18 protein-coding genes are annotated in these 20044 nt (G+C 44.9%); 13 read left to right on the top strand and 5 right to left on the bottom strand.

Annotated elements, in window-relative coordinates; genetic code table 11:
* The first annotated feature begins 6 nt into the window (after positions 1-6).
* On the top strand, positions 7-1530 hold the full coding sequence (locus GVN20_RS19385; RefSeq protein WP_166559930.1) for a trypsin-like peptidase domain-containing protein: 1524 nt from the start codon (positions 7-9) through the stop codon (positions 1528-1530).
* 155 nt (positions 1531-1685) lie between these two features.
* Positions 1686-2858 (top strand): cation:proton antiporter, encoded by a 1173-nt coding sequence (locus GVN20_RS19380; RefSeq protein ID WP_166559929.1) that lies wholly within the window; start codon positions 1686-1688, stop codon positions 2856-2858.
* A gap of 31 nt (positions 2859-2889) precedes the next feature.
* On the opposite strand, the gene GVN20_RS19375 is transcribed toward GVN20_RS19380, so the two are convergent.
* From GVN20_RS19375 to GVN20_RS19360, 4 genes are all read right to left on the bottom strand, one after another.
* On the bottom strand, positions 2890-5016 hold the full coding sequence (locus GVN20_RS19375) for a bi-domain-containing oxidoreductase (RefSeq protein WP_166559928.1): 2127 nt from the start codon (positions 5014-5016) through the stop codon (positions 2890-2892).
* A gap of 48 nt (positions 5017-5064) precedes the next feature.
* On the bottom strand, positions 5065-5661 hold the full coding sequence (locus GVN20_RS19370; protein WP_166559927.1) for a hypothetical protein: 597 nt from the start codon (positions 5659-5661) through the stop codon (positions 5065-5067).
* Positions 5658-6764, bottom strand: a complete 1107-nt coding sequence (locus GVN20_RS19365; RefSeq protein ID WP_229599126.1) for an AAA family ATPase — start codon at positions 6762-6764, stop codon at positions 5658-5660. Before GVN20_RS19365 ends, GVN20_RS19370 begins: the two co-directional genes overlap by 4 nt.
* A 130-nt stretch (positions 6765-6894) precedes the next feature.
* Positions 6895-7119 (bottom strand): DUF2905 domain-containing protein, encoded by a 225-nt coding sequence (locus tag GVN20_RS19360; protein ID WP_166559926.1) that lies wholly within the window; start codon positions 7117-7119, stop codon positions 6895-6897.
* A gap of 81 nt (positions 7120-7200) precedes the next feature.
* On the opposite strand from GVN20_RS19360, the gene GVN20_RS19355 reads away from it, so the two are divergent.
* The 8 genes from GVN20_RS19355 (at position 7201) to GVN20_RS30030 (ending at position 15726) form a co-directional block, all read left to right on the top strand.
* Positions 7201-8397 (top strand): MFS transporter, encoded by a 1197-nt coding sequence (locus GVN20_RS19355; protein ID WP_166559925.1) that lies wholly within the window; start codon positions 7201-7203, stop codon positions 8395-8397.
* A gap of 93 nt (positions 8398-8490) precedes the next feature.
* On the top strand, positions 8491-9264 hold the full coding sequence (locus GVN20_RS19350) for an exodeoxyribonuclease III (protein WP_166559924.1): 774 nt from the start codon (positions 8491-8493) through the stop codon (positions 9262-9264).
* 176 nt (positions 9265-9440) lie between these two features.
* The gene (locus tag GVN20_RS19345) at positions 9441-11156 is read left to right on the top strand and encodes a tetratricopeptide repeat protein (protein WP_166559923.1); all 1716 of its coding nucleotides are present in this window, start codon (positions 9441-9443) and stop codon (positions 11154-11156) included.
* Positions 11157-11188: 32 nt separating this feature from the next.
* Positions 11189-12151, top strand: coding sequence for a DUF4292 domain-containing protein (locus tag GVN20_RS19340; RefSeq protein ID WP_166559922.1), 963 nt, complete (start codon positions 11189-11191; stop codon positions 12149-12151).
* A gap of 50 nt (positions 12152-12201) precedes the next feature.
* Positions 12202-13632, top strand: a complete 1431-nt coding sequence (locus tag GVN20_RS19335) for a murein hydrolase activator EnvC (protein WP_206023319.1) — start codon at positions 12202-12204, stop codon at positions 13630-13632.
* Positions 13633-13699: 67 nt separating this feature from the next.
* Positions 13700-14524 carry a 3-methyl-2-oxobutanoate hydroxymethyltransferase gene (gene panB, locus GVN20_RS19330; protein WP_114068871.1) on the top strand — a complete coding sequence of 275 codons (825 nt, stop codon included), beginning with the start codon at positions 13700-13702 and terminating at the stop codon, positions 14522-14524.
* A 118-nt stretch (positions 14525-14642) separates the two neighbouring features.
* Positions 14643-15371 carry an RluA family pseudouridine synthase gene (locus tag GVN20_RS19325; protein WP_114068870.1) on the top strand — a complete coding sequence of 243 codons (729 nt, stop codon included), beginning with the start codon at positions 14643-14645 and terminating at the stop codon, positions 15369-15371.
* Positions 15372-15420: 49 nt separating this feature from the next.
* Positions 15421-15726: a DUF6787 family protein gene (locus tag GVN20_RS30030; RefSeq protein ID WP_310586793.1), complete on the top strand. Its 306-nt coding sequence runs from the start codon at positions 15421-15423 to the stop codon at positions 15724-15726.
* Here the strand turns inward: GVN20_RS30030 and GVN20_RS19320 are convergent.
* Positions 15721-15900: a hypothetical protein gene (locus GVN20_RS19320; protein ID WP_166559920.1), complete on the bottom strand. Its 180-nt coding sequence runs from the start codon at positions 15898-15900 to the stop codon at positions 15721-15723. The genes GVN20_RS30030 and GVN20_RS19320 overlap by 6 nt on opposite strands.
* Positions 15901-16195: 295 nt before the next feature.
* On the opposite strand from GVN20_RS19320, the gene mutL reads away from it, so the two are divergent.
* From mutL to GVN20_RS19305, 3 genes are all read left to right on the top strand, one after another.
* Positions 16196-18067 (top strand): DNA mismatch repair endonuclease MutL, encoded by a 1872-nt coding sequence (gene mutL, locus GVN20_RS19315; protein ID WP_166559919.1) that lies wholly within the window; start codon positions 16196-16198, stop codon positions 18065-18067.
* A 100-nt stretch (positions 18068-18167) separates the two neighbouring features.
* Positions 18168-18947, top strand: coding sequence for a rhomboid family intramembrane serine protease (locus tag GVN20_RS19310; protein WP_166559918.1), 780 nt, complete (start codon positions 18168-18170; stop codon positions 18945-18947).
* 114 nt (positions 18948-19061) lie between these two features.
* Positions 19062-19979 carry a rhomboid family intramembrane serine protease gene (locus GVN20_RS19305; RefSeq protein ID WP_166559917.1) on the top strand — a complete coding sequence of 306 codons (918 nt, stop codon included), beginning with the start codon at positions 19062-19064 and terminating at the stop codon, positions 19977-19979.
* Positions 19980-20044 lie beyond the last annotated feature (65 nt).

Below are 20044 nucleotides of genomic sequence, written 5' to 3'. Positions count from 1 at the left end.
AAAGTCATGAATCAGAATTGGAAATCATTGGCATTGGTTGGGCTCATTTCAAGCGCAGTTACCGTTGGAAGTGTAAAGCTTTTGGGCGGGATTGATGACTCAAAAGATGTCATTTTTACGGAAGCAAGCGCTCCTTCCATGAATCGTTTTACTGGGGGAGCGGCTCCTGGGGCAGCGGCCGATTTTACGTACGCCGCCGAAGTTTCTACCCCTGCCGTAGTACACATTAAAGCCTCGGCCACACGCCAAGCGCAACAACGCGGCATGGACATCTTTGACTTGTTTGGCGAAGATTTTGGAATGCGCCGCAGCGGTCCGCAAAAGCAGGAGTCGTCGGGCTCAGGCGTGATTGTCAGCGCGGATGGCTACATCGTTACCAACAACCACGTGGTGGAAGGGGCGGAAGAACTGGAGGTTGTGATGTCAAACAAACGCACTTACAAAGCCAAAGTAATCGGCACTGACCCTTCTACCGATATTGCCGTGATTCAGATTCCCGCCAAAGACCTACCTGCATTGACGTTTGGCAACTCCGACGCCATCAAAGTAGGTGAGTGGGTAGTAGCAGTAGGAAATCCGTTTAACTTGGAATCGACCGTTACGGCGGGGATTGTGAGTGCCAAAGGCCGCGGTATCGGAATCCTTGCCGAGAAGTTTCAGCAACAGTCACGCGCACGCGGCAGCCAGTTTAAAGGCGATACTCCCTTGGAGTCATTTATCCAAACGGATGCGGTCGTAAACCCTGGCAACTCAGGCGGCGCCTTGGTCAACCTGAAAGGTGAATTGGTGGGTATCAACACCGCCATTGCCAGCCCCACTGGTAGCTACGCTGGTTATGCCTTTGCAGTGCCTTCGAGCTTAGTGAAAAAAGTATCTAGCGACATTATCAAATACGGTGGTGTACAGCGCGGCTACATCGGTATCATTCCCGAAGAACTCGACAGCAAAAAAGCTGAACAATACGACGTAAAAGTAGCCACGGGTATTTATGTACAAGGTTTTGGAGAAGGCAACAGCGCCGCCAAAGATGCAGGCTTGAAAGTAGGCGACGTCATTACGAAAGTAGATGGTGTTGAAGTAGATTCTGACCCCAAATTCCGTGAGCTAGTCGCTCGCAAACGTCCTGGTGAGAGTGTCGTTCTGACCGTTAATCGTGGTGGCAGCGTAAAAGACTACAGTGTAATGCTCCGCAACCGTGAAGGTGGACGCGAAATCATCAAAACTGACGAAGCTGACGTAGCCCTTAGTTCATTAGGAGCCCAATTTAGCGACCTCAACCCCCGCGAAGTACAGCGCCTTCAGCGTGCCAACATCGGCGGCGGCGTAAAAGTAACCGCGATGGAAGCTGGCAAACTCGCCCGAGTAGGGGTAGAAGAAGGTTTTGTAATTACGAAAGTAAACGACAAGGCGGTTCGTTCGGTCAAAGAACTAAAAGCAGCTTTAGCCGAGAAAAAAGGAGCTCGCGTTCAGATGGAAGGTCTTTATTTAGATTATCCTGAAGATGTCTATTCTTTCGGATTTAATTTATAAGCCTTATCAACTAACATCGGCGAGGTTTTTAAACGGGGGTGCCCAATCCTCGCCAACGTTGAGAAAAAAAACAAAGGGTTAGGCCATCGCTGGTCTAACCCTTTGTTTTTACGCCAGTGTTTGTTAGTATTGTAAAGTATCCAACCATCCTTTACATGACAACAGCAATTATTATCACAGTTTGCGTTCTGATTCTTCTTGCTTATATTTTTGACATTACCTCTTCCAAAACCAAAGTACCCTCCGTTATTCTTTTGCTGCTGATGGGATGGCTCGTGAAGCAAGTGGCCCTTACCACTGGTTTATTGCTTCCAAATCTCGGTCCTATTTTACCCATTTTAGGAACAATTGGACTGATTCTTATTGTACTCGAAGGCGCTTTGGAGTTAGAGCTGAATGCCACAAAATTCCCGCTTATCAAAAAGTCATTTGCCGTTGCGTTGTTGCCCATGCTTCTGCTGGCTTTTGGGGCAGCGGGGGCTTTCCATTTTTGGGGTGGAATAAATTTTAAAGACAGCCTCACCAATGCCATTCCCCTTTGCGTCATTAGCAGCGCAATTGCCATTCCGAGCGTTAAGAATTTGATGAACCATCAGAAAGAATTTATTATTTACGAAAGTAGCCTTTCGGACATTTTGGGGGTGATATTTTTCAACTTTGTAGTCTTTAATGATAGTTTTGGCGTGGCTTCTATTTGGCATTTTTTTGCGCAATTGATGACCATCATTATTGTTTCTTTTCTAGCCACAGGCGGTTTATCCTATCTTTTGAGCAAAATCGACCACCATATCAAGTTTGCCCCTATTATTCTTTTGGTAATTTTGATTTATAATATTTCAAAAATCTATCACCTTCCTTCGCTCGTTTTTATTCTGATTTTTGGGTTATTCTTAGGAAATCTTGATGAAATAAAACGCTTTAAGTGGATTCAGCGCCTGAAACCAGACCTGCTCGACCGCGAAGTGAAGAAATTTAAGGAAATCACGATTGAGGCTACGTTCGTAATTAGGGTGTTGTTCTTCCTGCTTTTTGGCTACCTGATGGAAACCGCCGAAATTTTGAACCTCAGTACGCTTGGATGGGCCGTAGGAATTGTGATAAATATTTTTTGCCTGCGGGCTATTCTGCTCAAATTCTACAAAATAGAGCTTTCTCCGTTGCTTTTTGTTGCGCCGCGTGGATTGATTACCATTTTATTATTTTTGAGCATTCCAGCTTCGCAAACCATCTCATTGGTCAATAAATCGCTGATTATCCAAATCATCATTTTATCAGCGTTGGTCATGATGATTGGGTTAATGATGGGAAATAAAAAAGAAAGCGAGTAGTCGTCCGACGGTTTAAAACCGCCAGACGCTTTTAGGTTAGAAGCACCCAAGCGCCTTCTTTCACGCTCCTAATGGCCGCAAATGCAGCCTGCGTAGTGTTGATAATTTCATCCAGCGGAATCAGAGGCGCACCTCCCGTTTGAATACGTTTTATCAGTTCTTGAAACTGCGTTTTATGTCCTTTGTCCTGACTTGTTTTGAGTCTGGAAAACCCTTTGAACCCATAGCCTTCCAGCGTTCGGAAGTTATCCAATATCAGCGTTCGCTCCTGCGAATATACTTCTATCCGCTCTTTGGAATAAGATTTGTGTCCGTTGGAAAAATAATTAATGACGCCCGTTGAGCCATTTTCATAGCGCAACATAATACTTGCATTGTCGGTTGTTTCGGTAGCCTGTGGCCCCATGGCATTCATGCATACCGCCGTCACGCGGCTGCCCGTCAGGTACGTAATCAAATCAATAAAATGACAAGCTTCGCCCAAGATACGCCCGCCGCCCACGGCGCGGTCGTGTACCCACGAGTTGGCAGGAATAAAACCCGCATTCATGGTCGCAATCACGTTCATGGGCGCATCTCCCAGCAATGACTTCATTTTCAGCGCATGAGGCGAAAAACGACGATTAAAGCCTACCGTAACACTTAAACTTTCGGCCCGTTGAAAGCTTTCCAAGAGTTGACTCAGTTCTTCTTCAAAAATGGCCAGTGGTTTTTCCACAAACACATGCTTCCCCGCCTTCAGTGCCTCCATCGTAAGGCGAGCATGTTGATTGTGGCGCGTGGTAATCATCACCAAATCGACGTCGTTATCTTTTAAAATTTCATGATAATCCGTCGTGCTGTGAGCAATGCCGTGTTTTTGGGCCAACGCCGTTCCCGACAGTCCATTCGCACTCGCAATGTATTTAATATTTGCGCCTTGCATGGCCCCGCCTTTTAAGGCAGGAATCAAAGTCATTTTGGTAAAATTTCCTGCACCAATAATACCGACAACTCCTTTTCGGCCCGCAAAAGAAATGTCATGGTGGCGGACAGTACGCTCGGCCGAAGATTTTTCGGGATAAACCAACAGAGAGGCAATCGTCCCACCTTTGCCCATATCACCGTAAATTTTTTGATATTCTTCCAGCGCAATCTGTTCCGTAATAAAGGGTTTTACATCAAGCAATCCCGATTCCATCAATTGAAGGACGGTTTGAAAATTGCGGTTTTCGGTCCAACGAACGAACGGCAGCGGATAATCCACGCCCTTTTGCTCATAGTCGTCGTCGTAACGGCCCGGACCGTACGAGCACGATACCTGAAACGAAAGCTCTTTTTCGTAAAACTCCGCCCGGCTCAAATTAAGTCCAATGACTCCTACCAAAATAATACGGCCCCGCTTGCGCGACATGCGCGCGGCCTGTGAAATAATCTCATCTGTTTTGGCCGAAGCCGTAATCACCACGCCGTCCGCGCCTACGCCGTTGGTGAGGCTTTCTACCCACTTGACGGGATCAGTGCCTGCGGCAGGATTGGCGGCCAAGATGCCTTTTTCGCGGGCAATGCGGAGTTTATTCTCATCAAAATCAAACCCAATGACCCGACAGCCGTTCAAACGAAGCAGTTCGGCCGTCAATAACCCAATCAGCCCCAGTCCAATCACCACGACGGTTTCACCCAAGGTTGGATTCAATAACCGTACGCCCTGCAACCCAATCGAGCCAATGACCGTAAATGCAGCTTCATCGTCAGATATGTTATCGGGAATTTTAGCTACTAAATTGCGGAGCACACAAACGATTTCGGCGTGAGGGCCGTTGGAGGCCACACGGTCGCCGATGCGAATATCCGTCACGCCTTCTCCCACCGCAATCACCTGACCTACATTACAATACCCCAAAGGAAGCGGCTGCCCAAGCTTGTTAAAAACAGCCTCCAAGGTCGGCATCAGGCCGTCAGACTTGATTTTATCCAACACCATTTTCACCCTTTCGGGCTGTTGACGGGCTTTTTCGATGAGATTGGCTTTGCCAAATTCAACGAGCATTCGTTCGGTTCCCAAAGAAACCAAACTTCGACGCGTTTGAATCAGCACAGCACCTCTTTTCACCTGCGGTGCAGGCACTTCTTCCAGTATTGTTTGACCGTTTTGAAGGTTTTGGATCAGTTGCTTCATGGGGATTTATCAGAAAACGAAAGCTCGCCTATATCAATGAGCTCGTTTCTACATTTTACTAAGAAAATCAGTGACTTTTAAATGAAAGTGCCGAAAACTAGCGGAGCGGTTTTCGAGCCAGTTGATGTCCATATTTTGAGTTAGGTCGGCTACAACCTTTGATTGCTTTTCAGCAACAGGACGAGGAAAACCATACATTTGTTTCTTTGCTTCCGGTCTGGAAATTCGCTCATACGCCTCATTTTTATTCGAATGAGGATGGTCTTTTTTATACTTTAAATAGAGAAGCCAATGCTCAATACACTGTACCGGAATAAAAATGAAGGTTTTATCTATAAAAGTACCTCCTAATTTCCCTACCATTTCGCCGTGCAATCTTTCATGCTCCTGCATTTTTTCATCATCCAGATCGAGTCCGACAAAAAATACATCCTGTTCGTGAAAGGTTAAACCCTGCTGTACCGCTTCGGAAAAGATTCGCAGCACATTTGGCCGATCATGTCCTTTGAGTTTGAAGTGCTCATCGCGCACAAACATAACATGGGCAACAAGTCCAAGGTAAACCGGAAGCTGAAGCAAATAATTTTCGAGGAAGATTTGTTGGGCATGGTCTTCCCCAAAATAGCCATATTTCAAGGTTCTCATGCGGGCACTCCTCCTAAAAAGCCCGAAAACCAATGTTCGGCCAAATCTTGGGTAAATTTGATTCTGGGTAAACCTAACGCATCATTCTTAGCATCTGAAGGGGTAATGATGTCTTTTTGTAAATTTCGAATTTGCGTTGCTCCCTCTTCGTCTTTATCAAAAACAAAAACGGCCTCGGGGATATCCTCAAATTCATTGAGTACATACGGGTGATGTGACGTCATAATCACCTGTATATCTTTAGTTTGGGCCAGATTAAAAATAAAATCCACCACTTCTTTGATGCGTCGGGGATGAATTCCGCGCTCGGGCTCTTCCAATAACAGGATTTTGGGAGGATTAGGCTGATGAATAATACAAAGCAAGGCTAAGAAGTACAAAACTCCTTCCGAAAGCTCATCTGCCCAATAGATCATTTTGCTGATATCACTGTACAAACCCCATTTTTTGAAGGTACGCTTATCACTGCCAGAGGCTACCGTTTTAAAGCGAATATCATGAAATTCAGGAATACATTTACGCAAATCTTCTTCAATCTCAGCAAAATGCTCTCGGTACTCGTCGCGGAGTGTTTCTAAAAAAGGAACAAGATTGGAAGCATCTTCATTGATATAATTATTTGATACAATTGCTTCAGCGTCGGTAAACTTTAGAGGATTAGGCCTGTATAAATTGATTTGGGTAATTGCTCTTAAAAATAAATTAATGTCTGTGTTAGTTAATATTTCTTCCGGCAGCTTTTGGCTTGTATCAAAATCATTTAGAGATCGTGTATGTTTTGGATAAGTATCAGGAGCTTTTTTTTCAATTTTTATTTGTAAGGAGTTCTTTCCACTTGCAGCCAAAAATAGTATATCCACATTTTCATGCTTAAAAGTATAATCTGCAAAGCCCATATTTGCACCCAATTCTTGATTTTTAATAAACTCCAATGCCTTCAAAAAATTGGTTTTACCAGAGTTATTAGGTCCAATAAGTAAGTTCACAGGTTGCAACTCCAGCGTTACATTTTTCAGGCTTTTAAAGTTTTCGATGTGTATCTTAGTAAGCATTGTGAAAGAGGTTGCGTTTAGTCGCTGCAAATGCAATATTACAAATATCATCCCAAAAACTGCTCACTAAAATTCTCTTCGCTTAAAAACACTAAAGCGCCGGTTTCAGGAGTATAACAAAGGATTTGAGGCGTTGGCGGGAAGTACTTTTACAGCAAAGGTGACCGGCTGTCCTTCGCTTCTAGAAAAACCGCCGTACCAACCAAATAATCAGATTCAGCGCCACACTCAACACAATACAGGTGACGATGGGAAAGTAAAAACCAAACTTTTCTCGCTTAATACGTATGTCCCCGGGGAGTTGGCCGAGCCAGTGCAGTTTGTCCGAAAAAAAATAGATAATTACCCCAACCACCACAATCAGGAGACCAATGCCAATGAGATATTTGCCAAATGCAGGATTCATAGGCCCAAATTTACGAAGGATTTGAATTTCTAACCAAAATCCATCATTTTCGCCCATTCAAAACTCAACCCTAAAACCCCTATGAAGTCTTCCGTTCGGATACAATTAATGTTAATGATGTTCCTCCAGTTTTTTACGTGGGGATCTTGGTACGGCCAAATGAGTGTATATCTCGGCAAACAACTCAACGCCACTGGCGACCAAATCGGGAATGCGTACCTCGCTTTCTCCATCGCCATGATTATTTCTCCCTTCATCGGAGCCGTGGCCGACCGTTATTTTGCCGCCCAGAAAGTACTAGGAGCGCTCAACATGGTAGGTGCTGGATTGCTTTTTGTGCTGTCGCAAATCAACGATGCCGGTACTTTTTTCTGGGTTATTTTAGCGTATTGTTTATGCTTTGCGCCATGTATTGCGCTCACCACGTCGATTTCGATGCGGCACATTGCCTCGCCCGAAAAAGACTTCCCAACCATTCGTGTGATGGGAACCATTGCCTGGATCGCCGTTACCAATTTGGTTGGTTTTCTGAACGTTGGCGACCAAGTAACTATCTTTCAAATTTCGATTGTTACCTCTATTATATTAGGTTTACTTGCCTTCACCCTGCCTAATACGCCGCCACGCGCTACGGGTCCAGTCAACATTGGTCAAATCATCGGAGCCGATGCCTTCTCGTTGTTTAAAGACCGTTCATTCGTCATATTCTTTATCGCTTCGGTTGCCATTTGTATTCCGCTGTCGTTCTATTATGCTTTTGCCAACCCGTCGTTACGGGCATCCGGAATGGAGTTTGTAGAAAATAAAATGTCATTAGGCCAAGTCTCCGAAGTAGTTTTCATGCTATTGATTCCGTTGGCTTTCAGCCGATTAGGTGTTAAATGGATGTTGGCCGTCGGACTGATCTCGTGGATTGTCCGCTTCCTTTTCTTCGGCTACGGGGATGCCGACACCAGCGAGTGGATGCTGTACGCGGCTATTTTACTCCACGGCGTTTGTTTCGACTTTTTCTTTGTTACTGGCCAAATATATACCGATACCAAAGCCGGCGACCGCATCAAATCACAGGCACAGGGCCTCATTACCCTGGCTACCTACGGCCTCGGTATGGGCATTGGTTCGTGGATTGGCGGCAAAGTAGTCGCGGCCAATACCAATGCCGAAAATATCACCAATTGGCTGAGTGTATGGATGGTACCGGCCGGCATTGCTGCGGGGGTATTGGTTCTGTTTTTGATATTCTTCAGCGAAAAATCAACCAAGCCTGCCACAGTTTAAATAAAAAATTCACCTTTATAAAATACTCCCCTCTCCTTGAATTAGGAGAGGGGGTGAGGGAATCCTATTAATTCGGGGAGGCTCCCGTTCTTCATGCAAATTCTATCCTACAACGTCAACGGCCTACGCGCCGCTATGCGCAACGGTCTCGTCGAATGGCTTTCTACCAAATCATTTGATATCCTCTGTTTTCAGGAAGTTAAAGCCACTCCCGACCAAGTCGACCTATCGGGGTTGGAAGCCTTAGGCTATCAGTTGGTCGGGTGGAATGCGGCCCAAAAGAAAGGCTACAGCGGCGTAGCTATTTTTTCCAAAGTTCCCGTCAACAACTGCGCCATCGGCTGCGGAATTGACCTTTATGACTATGAAGGCCGCGTGATTCGCGCCGACATCGGCGACCTGACCATTGTCAATGCTTATTTTCCATCAGGAACCAGCGGCGATGAACGTCAAGGCGTAAAGATGCAGTTTCTTGGTGATTTTCATCAGTGGATAAACACCCTCAAACAAACCCGCCCCCAGCTGATTGTAGTGGGAGATTATAACATTGCCCATCAAGAAATTGACATTCATGACCCCGTTCGACTAAAAAATACGACAGGATTCCTACCCGAAGAGCGCGCCTGGATGACTCAATGGTTTGACAGTGGTTTTACCGATGCATTTCGATACATTAATCCAGATTTGGTGGAATACAGTTGGTGGAGCTATCGGGCGGGCGCCCGCGCCAACAACAAAGGCTGGCGTATAGATTATCTCTCCGTGACCAACAACCTCCGCCCCCATCTGCTTAGCTGTCGTCAGCTGCCAGACGCAGTCCACTCCGACCATTGCCCCGTTTGGCTCGAAATAAACAATGATTTTTAAAGATGTATACCTTTAAAAACCCCTCTCCCAATAAAGTATTTAGGAGGGGTTTTTATAAATTTTGGTAAAACGACTAAATTCTTCCAATTTTGCTTCATTAATCTCGTTTTTTATAATAGATTGAATCTCAATTTCGAACCTCAATCACACCAGTCAACGAGATTAATTTGAAACCAATGAAACACACGCCCTTTATTTGGGTACTCTTATTTTTGGGGCAGCTTGCAATGGCCCAAAAGAATAAGCCTGTCAGCGAAACCGACGCCCAAAAATCACAACGATTTGAGTTAGAATCTTTGTTGGCCGAAGGCATGAAATACGCAGCCATGGAAGAATATATCCGGGCCGACAGCGTATTTCGCACGGCGTTGAAAGTCGATGCCTCCGTTCCTGCCTTGAACTACGAGCTAGCACGCACCCTACTCAAACGCGAACGTTTGGACGAAGCGGCTATTTTTTCGCAAAAAGCGGCCCAACTTGCCCCCGAAAATAAATTTTACGCCATCCAATTGGCCGAAATTTATACCCAACAACGCAAATACCCCAAAGCCGCTGAAATTTACCGCAACATTATCCGTCAAAATTCCGACAACGCCGAATACGGCCTTGAGTTGGCTGCCGTTTATATTCTGGACGAAAAATACGAAGAAGCCCTCAAATCTTACGATGAAGTAGAACGGGCTTTGGGCGTGGACGAAGATTTGGTTCATCAAAAACAACGCATTTACCTCAAACTCGATAAGCCTAAAAAAGCGATCGAAGAAGCTCAAAAACTCATTAACGCAGAACCCACCGAGGCCCAATATGTGGTAGAACTGGCGCAACTGTTGATGATGGACAAACGTCCTCAAGACGCCAAAGAACAGCTCGAAAAAGCGTTAAAAATCAACCCTGACGAAGCAAATGCCCGCATGATGCTGGCCGAAATCTATCGTCAAAACGGAGACAGTAAGGCCGCTGAGCAGCAAATCGGGCAGATGTTTAACAACCCCAACGCCGACATTGACACCAAAATGCAAGCGCTAGTGGGGCTCCTCCGCGAAGCAAAAGACGAGGCAACTCGCCAAGATGTGCTCAACCGAGCCGCCGAAATCGTTAAAGCTCACCCCAAAGACATGCGGGCGTATGTTGTCTACGCTGATTTATTGGCGAAAGTCGACCGCAAATCAGAAGCCCGCGATGCCTATGTCAAAGCCTCTCGCATCAATAGTTCGATGTACGAAGTGTGGGGCGCGATTTTACAATTAGACGGAGACCTCAACCAAATCGACAGCTTGTTGGCTCATTCTGAACAGGCGCTGGAAACCTTTCCCAATCAAGGCTTATTCTGGTATTCCAACGGCTCGGCTAATTTAGTCAAACGTAATTATCAAAAAGCCGTAGATGCGCTCGAAGAAGCCCAAAAATTAACATCTGAGAACAAAGAACTACAAGGCGTGATTTATGCGCAGTTGGGTGATGCCTACAATGGCCTAGGCGAGCACGAAAAATCGGACGAAGCCTACGAAGAAGCCCTCAAAATAGAACCCAAAAACGACCACGTTCAAAATAATTACAGTTATTTTCTGTCGTTACGGAAAGCCAAACTGGAGCGAGCCAAAGAAATGGCCGCCCAGGTAGTAAGCCGAAACCCCGACAACGCCACGTATCTGGACACTTATGCTTGGGTGCTCTACGTCATGAAAGACTATAAAGGCGCACGGGTAAATTTGGAAAAAGCCATCGCTTCGGGCAAAGGAGTAAGTGGAACGATTATTGAACACTATGGCGACGTGCTTTATCAATTGGGGGAACGTGAAAAAGCAGTGGAACAGTGGAAAAAAGCCAAAACAATGGGAGAAAACACCTCTCAAATCGACAAAAAAATTGCGACAGGTCAATTGATTGAATAAAAGCAATCTACACCTGTTTTTTTCTATAAAATATGAAACTTAAAGTACCATTAGTTAATGTAGTTCTCGTTGAGGTACACCGCGTCTCTTCGGGTCGTTTACGCACTCAAAAACGCCCGACCAGTCCAAATACGCCGTGGAATTCTCTCCTAACATTCAGTACTATCATCTTGGTTTTACTTTTCTCGGCCTGTCATCGGCCGCGGCAGAAAAACAAAACCGAAACACCCGCCGACACCCTAGCCTCAGTTGTCAAAGACACGGTTTCGGTTTTGGAAAAAGATACGACGGCGGTGGCGGTAGTTCCGCCTGTTATAGAGCCCGAAGAGACCAAAGTGAACGTTGAAATGGTTGATTTTAAATATTTATCGGCCAAATCAAAAGTATCGTTCAAAAGTAAAGACCAAGATATAGACAATGCCAATATCAACATTAGAATGCAGAAAGACAGCGTGTTGTGGCTTTCGATTGTGGCTGGGCCGATTGAGGTGGTTCGGGGGCTCATCACGCGTGATTCAATTCTGATTGTAGACCGGTACCACAAAGAATATTACCAGTACGATTTTAATACACTCAGCCAAAAATTTAACTTCCAACTGAGTTTTGATTTGATTCAGTCTATTTTGGTCGGCAATATGCCGATTCCTAAGAAAGAAAATCAGCGGTTTAAGAAGGAAAATGATTATTTCATGCTCCGCCAACAAGAAGGAAAAATTATGTTGGAAAGCTACATTGGAGAACAAAACCGTCGTTTGAAAAAATTGCTGGTTACCGAACAGCCCACCAAGAATTCACTAACCCTCGACTACGACGATTTTACGCAACTCAACAATTACCTGTTTCCATATACCAGTTTGATTCAGTTGGATTACCAATCCGAAAAAGATAAGCTACAGTATCAAACGGTGTTTCGGATAAAGCACCAAAAGGTGGAATTGAGTGAAAAAACGCTTAGTTTTCCGTTCAGTGTTCCACCCAAATATGAACGAAAATAGGGGATTGGACGATTTTAAAACGTATTGTTGCTGTGTTGAATAAGCTATTTATGAGTAAAAAAAGGTTTGATTGTTATGCTGAAAATACTGCTGCTGAGCGCAAAAGTATCGTACCAAGTTTTCAGCATAATACTTCGCTGGCGTTTAAATTACCCGTACTGATTGGATTGGTACTGTTGCTCTCTTGTTTTTCTGCAATGGCCCAAAAAAGCCGTCAACAGCTTGAAAAAGAGAAACGGGAAAACATGGAGCGCTTGCAGGAGTTGCAGGGAATTCTAAAGCAAACTACCGAACAAAAACGCGCCAGTTTGGGACAGCTCAAGGCAATCAAACAGCAAATCAATGCCCAAAACCGTAAAATAGACCTCATCAACGATGATTTAAAGTTGATGGATTCGGAACTTACCGAGCTGCAACAGGCAAAAATAGCGCTTGACAAAGACCTCGACAAATTACGCGAGGAGTATGCCCGCATGATTTATAACGCCTCAAAGCACAACAATAGCCTTAGTGAATTGAGTTTTCTGTTTTCGGCACCAACCTTCAATCAATTTTTGGTTCGCTACAAGTACCTAAAGCAATACACCGACGAGCGTGAGAAGCAAGTTTCCCAAATGAAAAAAGTGCAATCACTCATGATTGCTAAGTCAAACAGCATCAGCAACAAGAAAAAAGACCAAGAAAACGCGCTCAAAACGCGGATTGCAGAAAGTAAAAATCTGGAGCAGCTGAAAGGCGAAAAAGACAAAGTGGTCCAAGAATTAAGCGGTCGTGAAGCCGAAATTAGGTCCGAAGTAGCCGAGGTACGGAAAGCAAACAAGCAATTGGAGAATGCGTTGACGCGCATCATTCAGCGCGAAATCGAAGAACGACGCGAACGGGCCCGCGCTGCCGCCCGCGAAAAAGCCGCTCGGGAACGTGCCGAGCGCGAAGCTGCCGCCAGAGCGGCGGCCGAAAGAGCCAAAGAGAAAGATAACAACGAAGAAATCACTAAAGCTGAACCTCCCACCGCGAAGCCAGAACCGAAAAAAGAGGAACTTAATAACGAAGGGATGAACGAAGAAGAGGTAACGCTAGCTTCTTCTTTTGCCGCCAATCGTGGTCGTTTACCTTGGCCCGTTCCTGGATTTATTTCCGATGGTTTTGGAACAAAAGAGGTCCTCAAAAATGTCTATCAGGAAAACCAAGGAGTCGATATTCAGACCAACGCTGGCACATCCGTACGAACGGTGTACGACGGCGTGGTGATGGACGTAACCAACATGGGTGTAATGCGCAATGTGGTATTTGTCCAACACGGGGATTTTTACACGGTATACGCCAAACTGAAGAATGTCAATGTTCGTCCAGGACAAAAGCTTAAAGCACGCGACACCATTGGCGTGGTGGCAACCGACGGCGACGGGGTTTCGGAGGTCAATTTCCAGATTTGGAAAAATACCAGCAAACTCAATCCCGAGACGTGGCTGCGTCCTAGATAAAAAAAACGGTAATCATTATTTGTACACCAAATACAAATAACAGATAACCAACAACTTATACATCAAAATGTCAACTCAACTTTCCTCCCTCGAAGTAAAGCGTGTTACCACGCACATCATACAGGAAATGAAAAACCGGGGCGAAAAAATATCTGCCCTTACCTCCTACGATTTTTCCATGGCTCGCATTGTAGATGCCGCTGGAATTGACATTATTTTGGTGGGCGACTCGGCCTCCAATGTCATTGCAGGCCATGAAACCACGCTGCCCATCACCCTCGACCAAATGATTTATCACGCACAGGGCGTTGTTCGTGCCGTGAAGCGGGCTTTTGTGGTGGTCGATTTGCCTTTCGGTTCGTATCAAGGAAACTCACGCGCCGCGCTTGATTCGGCCATTCGTATCATGAAAGAATCGGGTGCACACGCCGTAAAGCTCGAAGGAGGTCTTGAGATAAAAGAATCCATTATTCGGATTTTGAGCGCTGGTGTACCCGTGATGGGTCACTTAGGCTTAACCCCCCAATCTATTTATAAATTTGGCACCTACACCGTTCGCGCCAAAGAAAATGCCGAGGCCGAAAAGCTGTTGCAAGACGCCAAAATGCTGGACGAAATCGGTTGTTTCGGGATGGTCTTAGAAAAAATTCCTTCGAGCCTGACCAAGCAGGTGTCAGAAAGTGTCAGTATTCCAACCATCGGTATTGGTGCAGGGCCTCATGCCGACGGGCAAATTCTGGTGATTCACGACATGCTGGGCATCACCAAAGAATTTAAACCGCGCTTTTTAAGGCGCTACGCTGATTTGCACAGCATCATGACCGATGCAGTCAGCAATTACGTCAAAGACGTCAAAGCAAACGATTTTCCGAACGAAAAAGAATCTTACTGAACCATCAGCGGTGGTTCTCCGTTAAGATTTAATTGTTCGTAACGAATGTTCGTAACGAAGTTTGTAATGAACAATTCAGGGCAGAAAAGCTGCCATTCACTATTAACTTTTGATTCCGATGGCCAAGCCATTTCACGTAGTATACGAAGATAATCACCTCATTATCGTCAATAAACCCGCTGGTCTCCTCGTTCAGGGCGATTCTACCGGCGATGTTCCGCTCTTGGAGCTGGTTAAAGATTACATTAAAGAAAAATACGAAAAACCTGGGGAAGTATTTTTAGGAACGGTTCACCGCATTGACCGCCCCGTAAGCGGCTTAGTGGTTTTTGCCAGAACGTCGAAAGCGCTTGAACGCATGAACGAAATTTTCCGCAAACGCGACGTTCAGAAGACTTATTGGGCGGTGGTGCGCCGACGCCCTCCCAAAAAGCAGGACAAACTCGTAAGTTGGTTGGTCAAAGATGAAAATAAAAATGTTGTGTCGGCCTATGATTATCCCGCCGACAAGGCACAAAAAGCAGAACTTACGTATCGTTTGTTGGGTGAAGTAAACAAGCATTATTTGCTCGAAGTAACCCCGCACACGGGGCGCCCGCACCAAATCAGGGTTCAATTGGCACAAATCGGTTGCCCGATTCGGGGAGATGTAAAATACGGCTCGCCAAAACCCAACCACGACGGCAGTATCAATCTGCACGCCCGTCGGTTGTTTTTTACGCATCCCGTCAAAAAAGAATCTATTTTATGTCGGGCATCGTTGCCAAACGACCCGTTCTGGGAAGAATTTTTGGACTTAGACCCTGAAGAAATCGGACCTGAACATTTGGCGTTTTTACACGAATAATATACCTGACTTACCCAAGCCTGATTCTCGGACACAGACTACCCATTAAATGACTTGGATCGATAAACTCAAAAACCGTTGGGGAGTAAAAAACAGTTGGCAAGTAGTAATTATACTACTTGTTTTTGCCTGTACGGGATTTACTGTAATGTACACAAAGCGATGGATGGTCCAATGGCTTTCGATTGAAAGCACATGGGCCGTGTGGGCGTTTAATATTTTAATTATTCTACCCCTTTATCAAGTCATCCTGTTGTGTTACGGATGGCTCTTCGGGCAATTTCAGTTTTTTTTGAACTTCGAAAAAAAAATGTTCAGGCGCCTGATGAACGTATTTTCTCGCAAGCACTCATAACTCTGAAGGCTCAACGGTTTTTTCTACCGTCGAAACATCAGACCACATTTGTTGGGCCATCTGCTCTACCGTGTTAACCACTCCTTGGAGGGCTCCGAACACAATACATAATGGTAGAATAATCGGAAGGAAAATTAGCCACTGAAAGGCCAAATACAGGTTAGGCTTCTTCATCTTAGTTAGTGTCATTAGTATAGTGCAACTGATTGATTAAAAGTAGAATACCTCTCTTTTAAGCCTTTCCTCAAACAGCGTGCCAAAGTATTTAAATGGGGTAAATTTATTTTCAGAACAAAGATAAAAAAGATATTTATATCTCAATAAAGTAAAATTATATATCTTTTTAATCATATAAACGCGTTTTTATTTTTAATTGTTGCAACATATATATTTTTTAACTAAAATCTACCCTGCGTAAACGTTTTGAGCCCTTTTTTTTGTTGTATAATTTGAAAGACTTACCCCCAATATGCAAGATGTAATTCGCCTGTTGCCCGATGCCATTGCTAACCAGATTGCAGCGGGTGAAGTAGTACAACGCCCGGCTTCCGTTGTAAAGGAGTTACTGGAGAATTCCATTGATGCACAGGCCAAAAATATTCAAGTAATTATCCGTGACGCCGGCCGTACCCTTATTCAGATTATTGACGACGGTGGTGGTATGTCGGAAACCGACGCCCGTATGAGTTTTGAACGCCATGCAACGTCCAAAATTCGCCATGCCGACGACCTTTTCAAAATTCGCACCATGGGCTTTCGCGGTGAAGCATTGGCTTCGATTGCCGCCGTTGCCCAAATTGAAATGCGTACCCGACGCCCTTCCGATGAAATTGGAATCTTGTTGAGGATGGAGGGTTCCGAATTGAAATCGCAGGAATCAGTTGCGTGCCTTCCTGGAACCAATATATTGGTCAAAAACCTCTTTTTTAATGTACCCGCCCGACGAAATTTTCTCAAAACTAATTCCGTCGAAATGCGTCATATTCTGGATGAATTTCAGCGAGTTGCGCTGGCCCATCCCGAAATCAGTTTTTCCCTTTATCACAACGACACCGAGGTTTATAATCTCTATGCGGGCAAATTGAGCCGCCGCATTGTGGATATGTTTGGAAAAAATTACCGCGAACAACTAATTCAGTGTCAGGAAGAAACCCCTTACGTAACCGTAAGAGGATTTGTGGGAAAACCCGATTTTGCGCGCAAAACCCGAGGTGAGCAGTTTTTTTTCGTAAACGAGCGGTATGTCAAACATAGCTATCTGCACCACGCTGTGTTGGCGGCTTATGAATCCACCATTTCGGAAGGGAGTCATCCATTTTATGTGTTGATGCTGGACATCGACCCCTCACACATTGATATTAATATTCACCCCACAAAGACGGAAATAAAGTTTGACGATGAGCGCTCAGTGTATGCGCTGTTGATGGCCGCTATCCGCAAAGCAATCAGTATCAATCATTTATCTCACTCGATTGATTTTGAATCAAACGTTAATTTCCTCAGCCCTATGTCGGGAGCTCGGACCAGTACCGCCCCCAATCCACCGAGTTTTACGCGAGATGCTGCATTGGCCCCTTCCCTGCCCACTTCGCGGCGAGAGGAAACCAATTTGTCTCATTGGGAAAAACTATTCGATGGCTTTCAAAAACCTGACCCTACTCCCGTGCAAACCACCTTGGAGCTGGGCGAAAAAGAAGATTTTTTAGAGTCACATCCCACCACCCTTGGCAGCCGGGCCAATGCCCTAAATGCCGAAGATGAGGACATCAAAAATCGTCGTTTGGCGGTACAGATTCAAAACCGTTATGTAGTCTCGGCGGTTAAGTCAGGTATGATGCTCATTGACCAGCGTGCGGCCTATGAACGCGTACTATATGACCGCTACTTAAAACAACTGGAAAACCAAAATGCCGCTTCGCAGCAGCTTCTTTTTCCAGCCACGGTCAGGCTATCACCAGCCGCTATTCCGATGATTCTCGAAATGCGGGAGGAAATCACGGCCTTAGGTTTTGATTTTGACGCACTGGGGCCCGATACACTCGTAGTTAGAAGCCTTCCGGGTGACTTACCAAGCGATAACATACAGCAATTATTTGAAGAATTATGCGAACAATTGCACCAGAGTCATGACGAGCTACGACTCAATCGTGCTGAAACAACGGCCCGCACACTGGCCCGACGTTTTGCTTCCCGTTATGTGGTGCGGCTTTCGTCTGATGAAATAGAAAAGTTAATCAACCAACTCTTTATTTCTTCCAACCCAAATTATACGCCAAGTGGCGAACCCATCTTTGTCATTTTATCGTTAGACAAAATAGCCAATCTATTTAAGAATGGTTAAGCGTTGGAAAGTTGGTCGTTAAATCGGCTCGTATATTTATTCTTAATCCCTCATAACAGGTAACCGTCAACAGAATCGTTTCTAATTAATCTGTGCTTTTATGTTCAATATTACTCCGATTGTACGGAATTTATTAATTCTTAACGTCGTCATTTTTTTACTTCAAGACCTGAGTCCTCTTATTGTAAACTGGTTTGCGCTGCATCCCGTAATGGGGCCCGAATTTAGGCCGCATCAGTTTGTTACATATATGTTTTTGCATGGTGGTTTTGGGCATTTATTCAGCAATATGCTCGGCCTTTTCTTTTTTGGGCCGCTGTTAGAACAGCACGTGCTGGGCACCAAGCGTTTTATCATTTTCTACTTTGTTACGGGGATTGGCGCAGGTTTTTTGTACGCGGTCATCAATTACATCGAAATGTCGCAGCTCAGTCATGCTGTTGACCTATACACTCAATTCCCGTCTCCCGACGCATTCTTGGATTTCGTAACCCGATTTGCTCCCGACATAAAGCAGGGAGCGTTGGGTTTTTTGAATGATTTTGAAGACCAACCCAAAAATTTATCGTATATCAACGAGAGTGTTGGGTTTGTAAAAGATTTGTACCAACAGCGCCTGAATATACCCATGTTGGGAGCATCTGGGGCGATTTTTGGAATTATCGCCGCATTCGGGCTTATTTTCCCCAACATGGAAATGATGTTGTTGTTCTTTCCTGTTCCCATCAAGGCCAAATATTTCGTTACTTTTTACGCTTTGTATGAATTATACGCGGGTGTCTATATCAGAGATTCGGGAGTGGCGCATTTTGCCCATATTGGAGGCATGATTTTTGCGTATATATTGTTGAAGGTCTGGCGGGTGAAGCGAATGTACTGATTTGTGTTATTGTATATTTTTACCTAACTTTCGTTAAATAAATAACAATAAAAAGCCTAAAAGCTTGTTTAAAATTACTAATAATTAACCAATAACCATTAACGACCAAAAGGCATGGGCAGCATTTTTGACGATGTTAAGGGGGAGTTTTCAAAGACCAACAATGCGGTTGTTAAACTCATATTGTTGAACCTGTTCGTCTTCGTGACGGTCATTGTTCTATACATTATTTTCACTTTTGGTCAATACCCCGTTTATTACGAGTGGGTGATGGAACAGTTGCGCCTTCCTGCGGACTTTAATGCGTTTTTGCACCGCCCGTGGACTTTGCTCACCAACTTTTTTGTTCATCAGGGGCCTTTTCATATTTTCTTTAATATGCTCTCGCTGTATTGGTTTGGGCAGGTGTTAGAAGAATACCTCGGGAGCCGGCGGCTCGTTGCCCTGTATCTGCTTGGGGGGCTCGGAGGCGGCTTATTGTTTTTAGCTTTGTATAACACATTACCTTATTTTCAGGGCGAATTGGCCAGTACAACGCTCGTTGGAGCTTCAGGTGCGATTTTTGCCGTCATTTTAGGGGCAGCTACACTCTTGCCCGATCATACTTTTTTTGTCTTTTTGATTGGGCCCGTTCGTTTAAAATACATTGCAGCTTTGTGCATTATTATTTCAATGGCTCAGCTGGTAGGGCCTAATGCCGGTGGCAATGTAGCACACATTGCGGGAGCAATGGTGGGCTTTGGTTTTATCAAATCCCTTAAAAAAGGCCACGATTGGGGCACGCCCATTTATGCCATTAATGATTTCTTTCGGAAGTTGTTTACTGGCAAGCCCAACGTAACTATTCCGCAACGCGCCCGTGCAACGACCACCTCAGCGGCGCGTCACTTTACTTCCAGCAGTGAAAATTCGGCTATTTTGATTCCAAACCAAGACGAAATCGACGCAATTTTGGACAAAATTTCGAAGTCTGGGTATGAAAGTTTGACCCGGGAAGAAAAACAAAAACTCTACAAAGCAAGTCAGCAGTGATGGGTTAGGGGAAGGTGATTTTCAAACTTTTGATAAGTTGCTTTTCTTTTTCGTACTTTTGCCAA

Source organism: Runella sp. CRIBMP, from assembly GCF_009905605.1.
Taxonomy (GTDB): domain Bacteria; phylum Bacteroidota; class Bacteroidia; order Cytophagales; family Spirosomataceae; genus Runella.
This window is presented reverse-complemented; position numbering and strand designations above follow the sequence as displayed.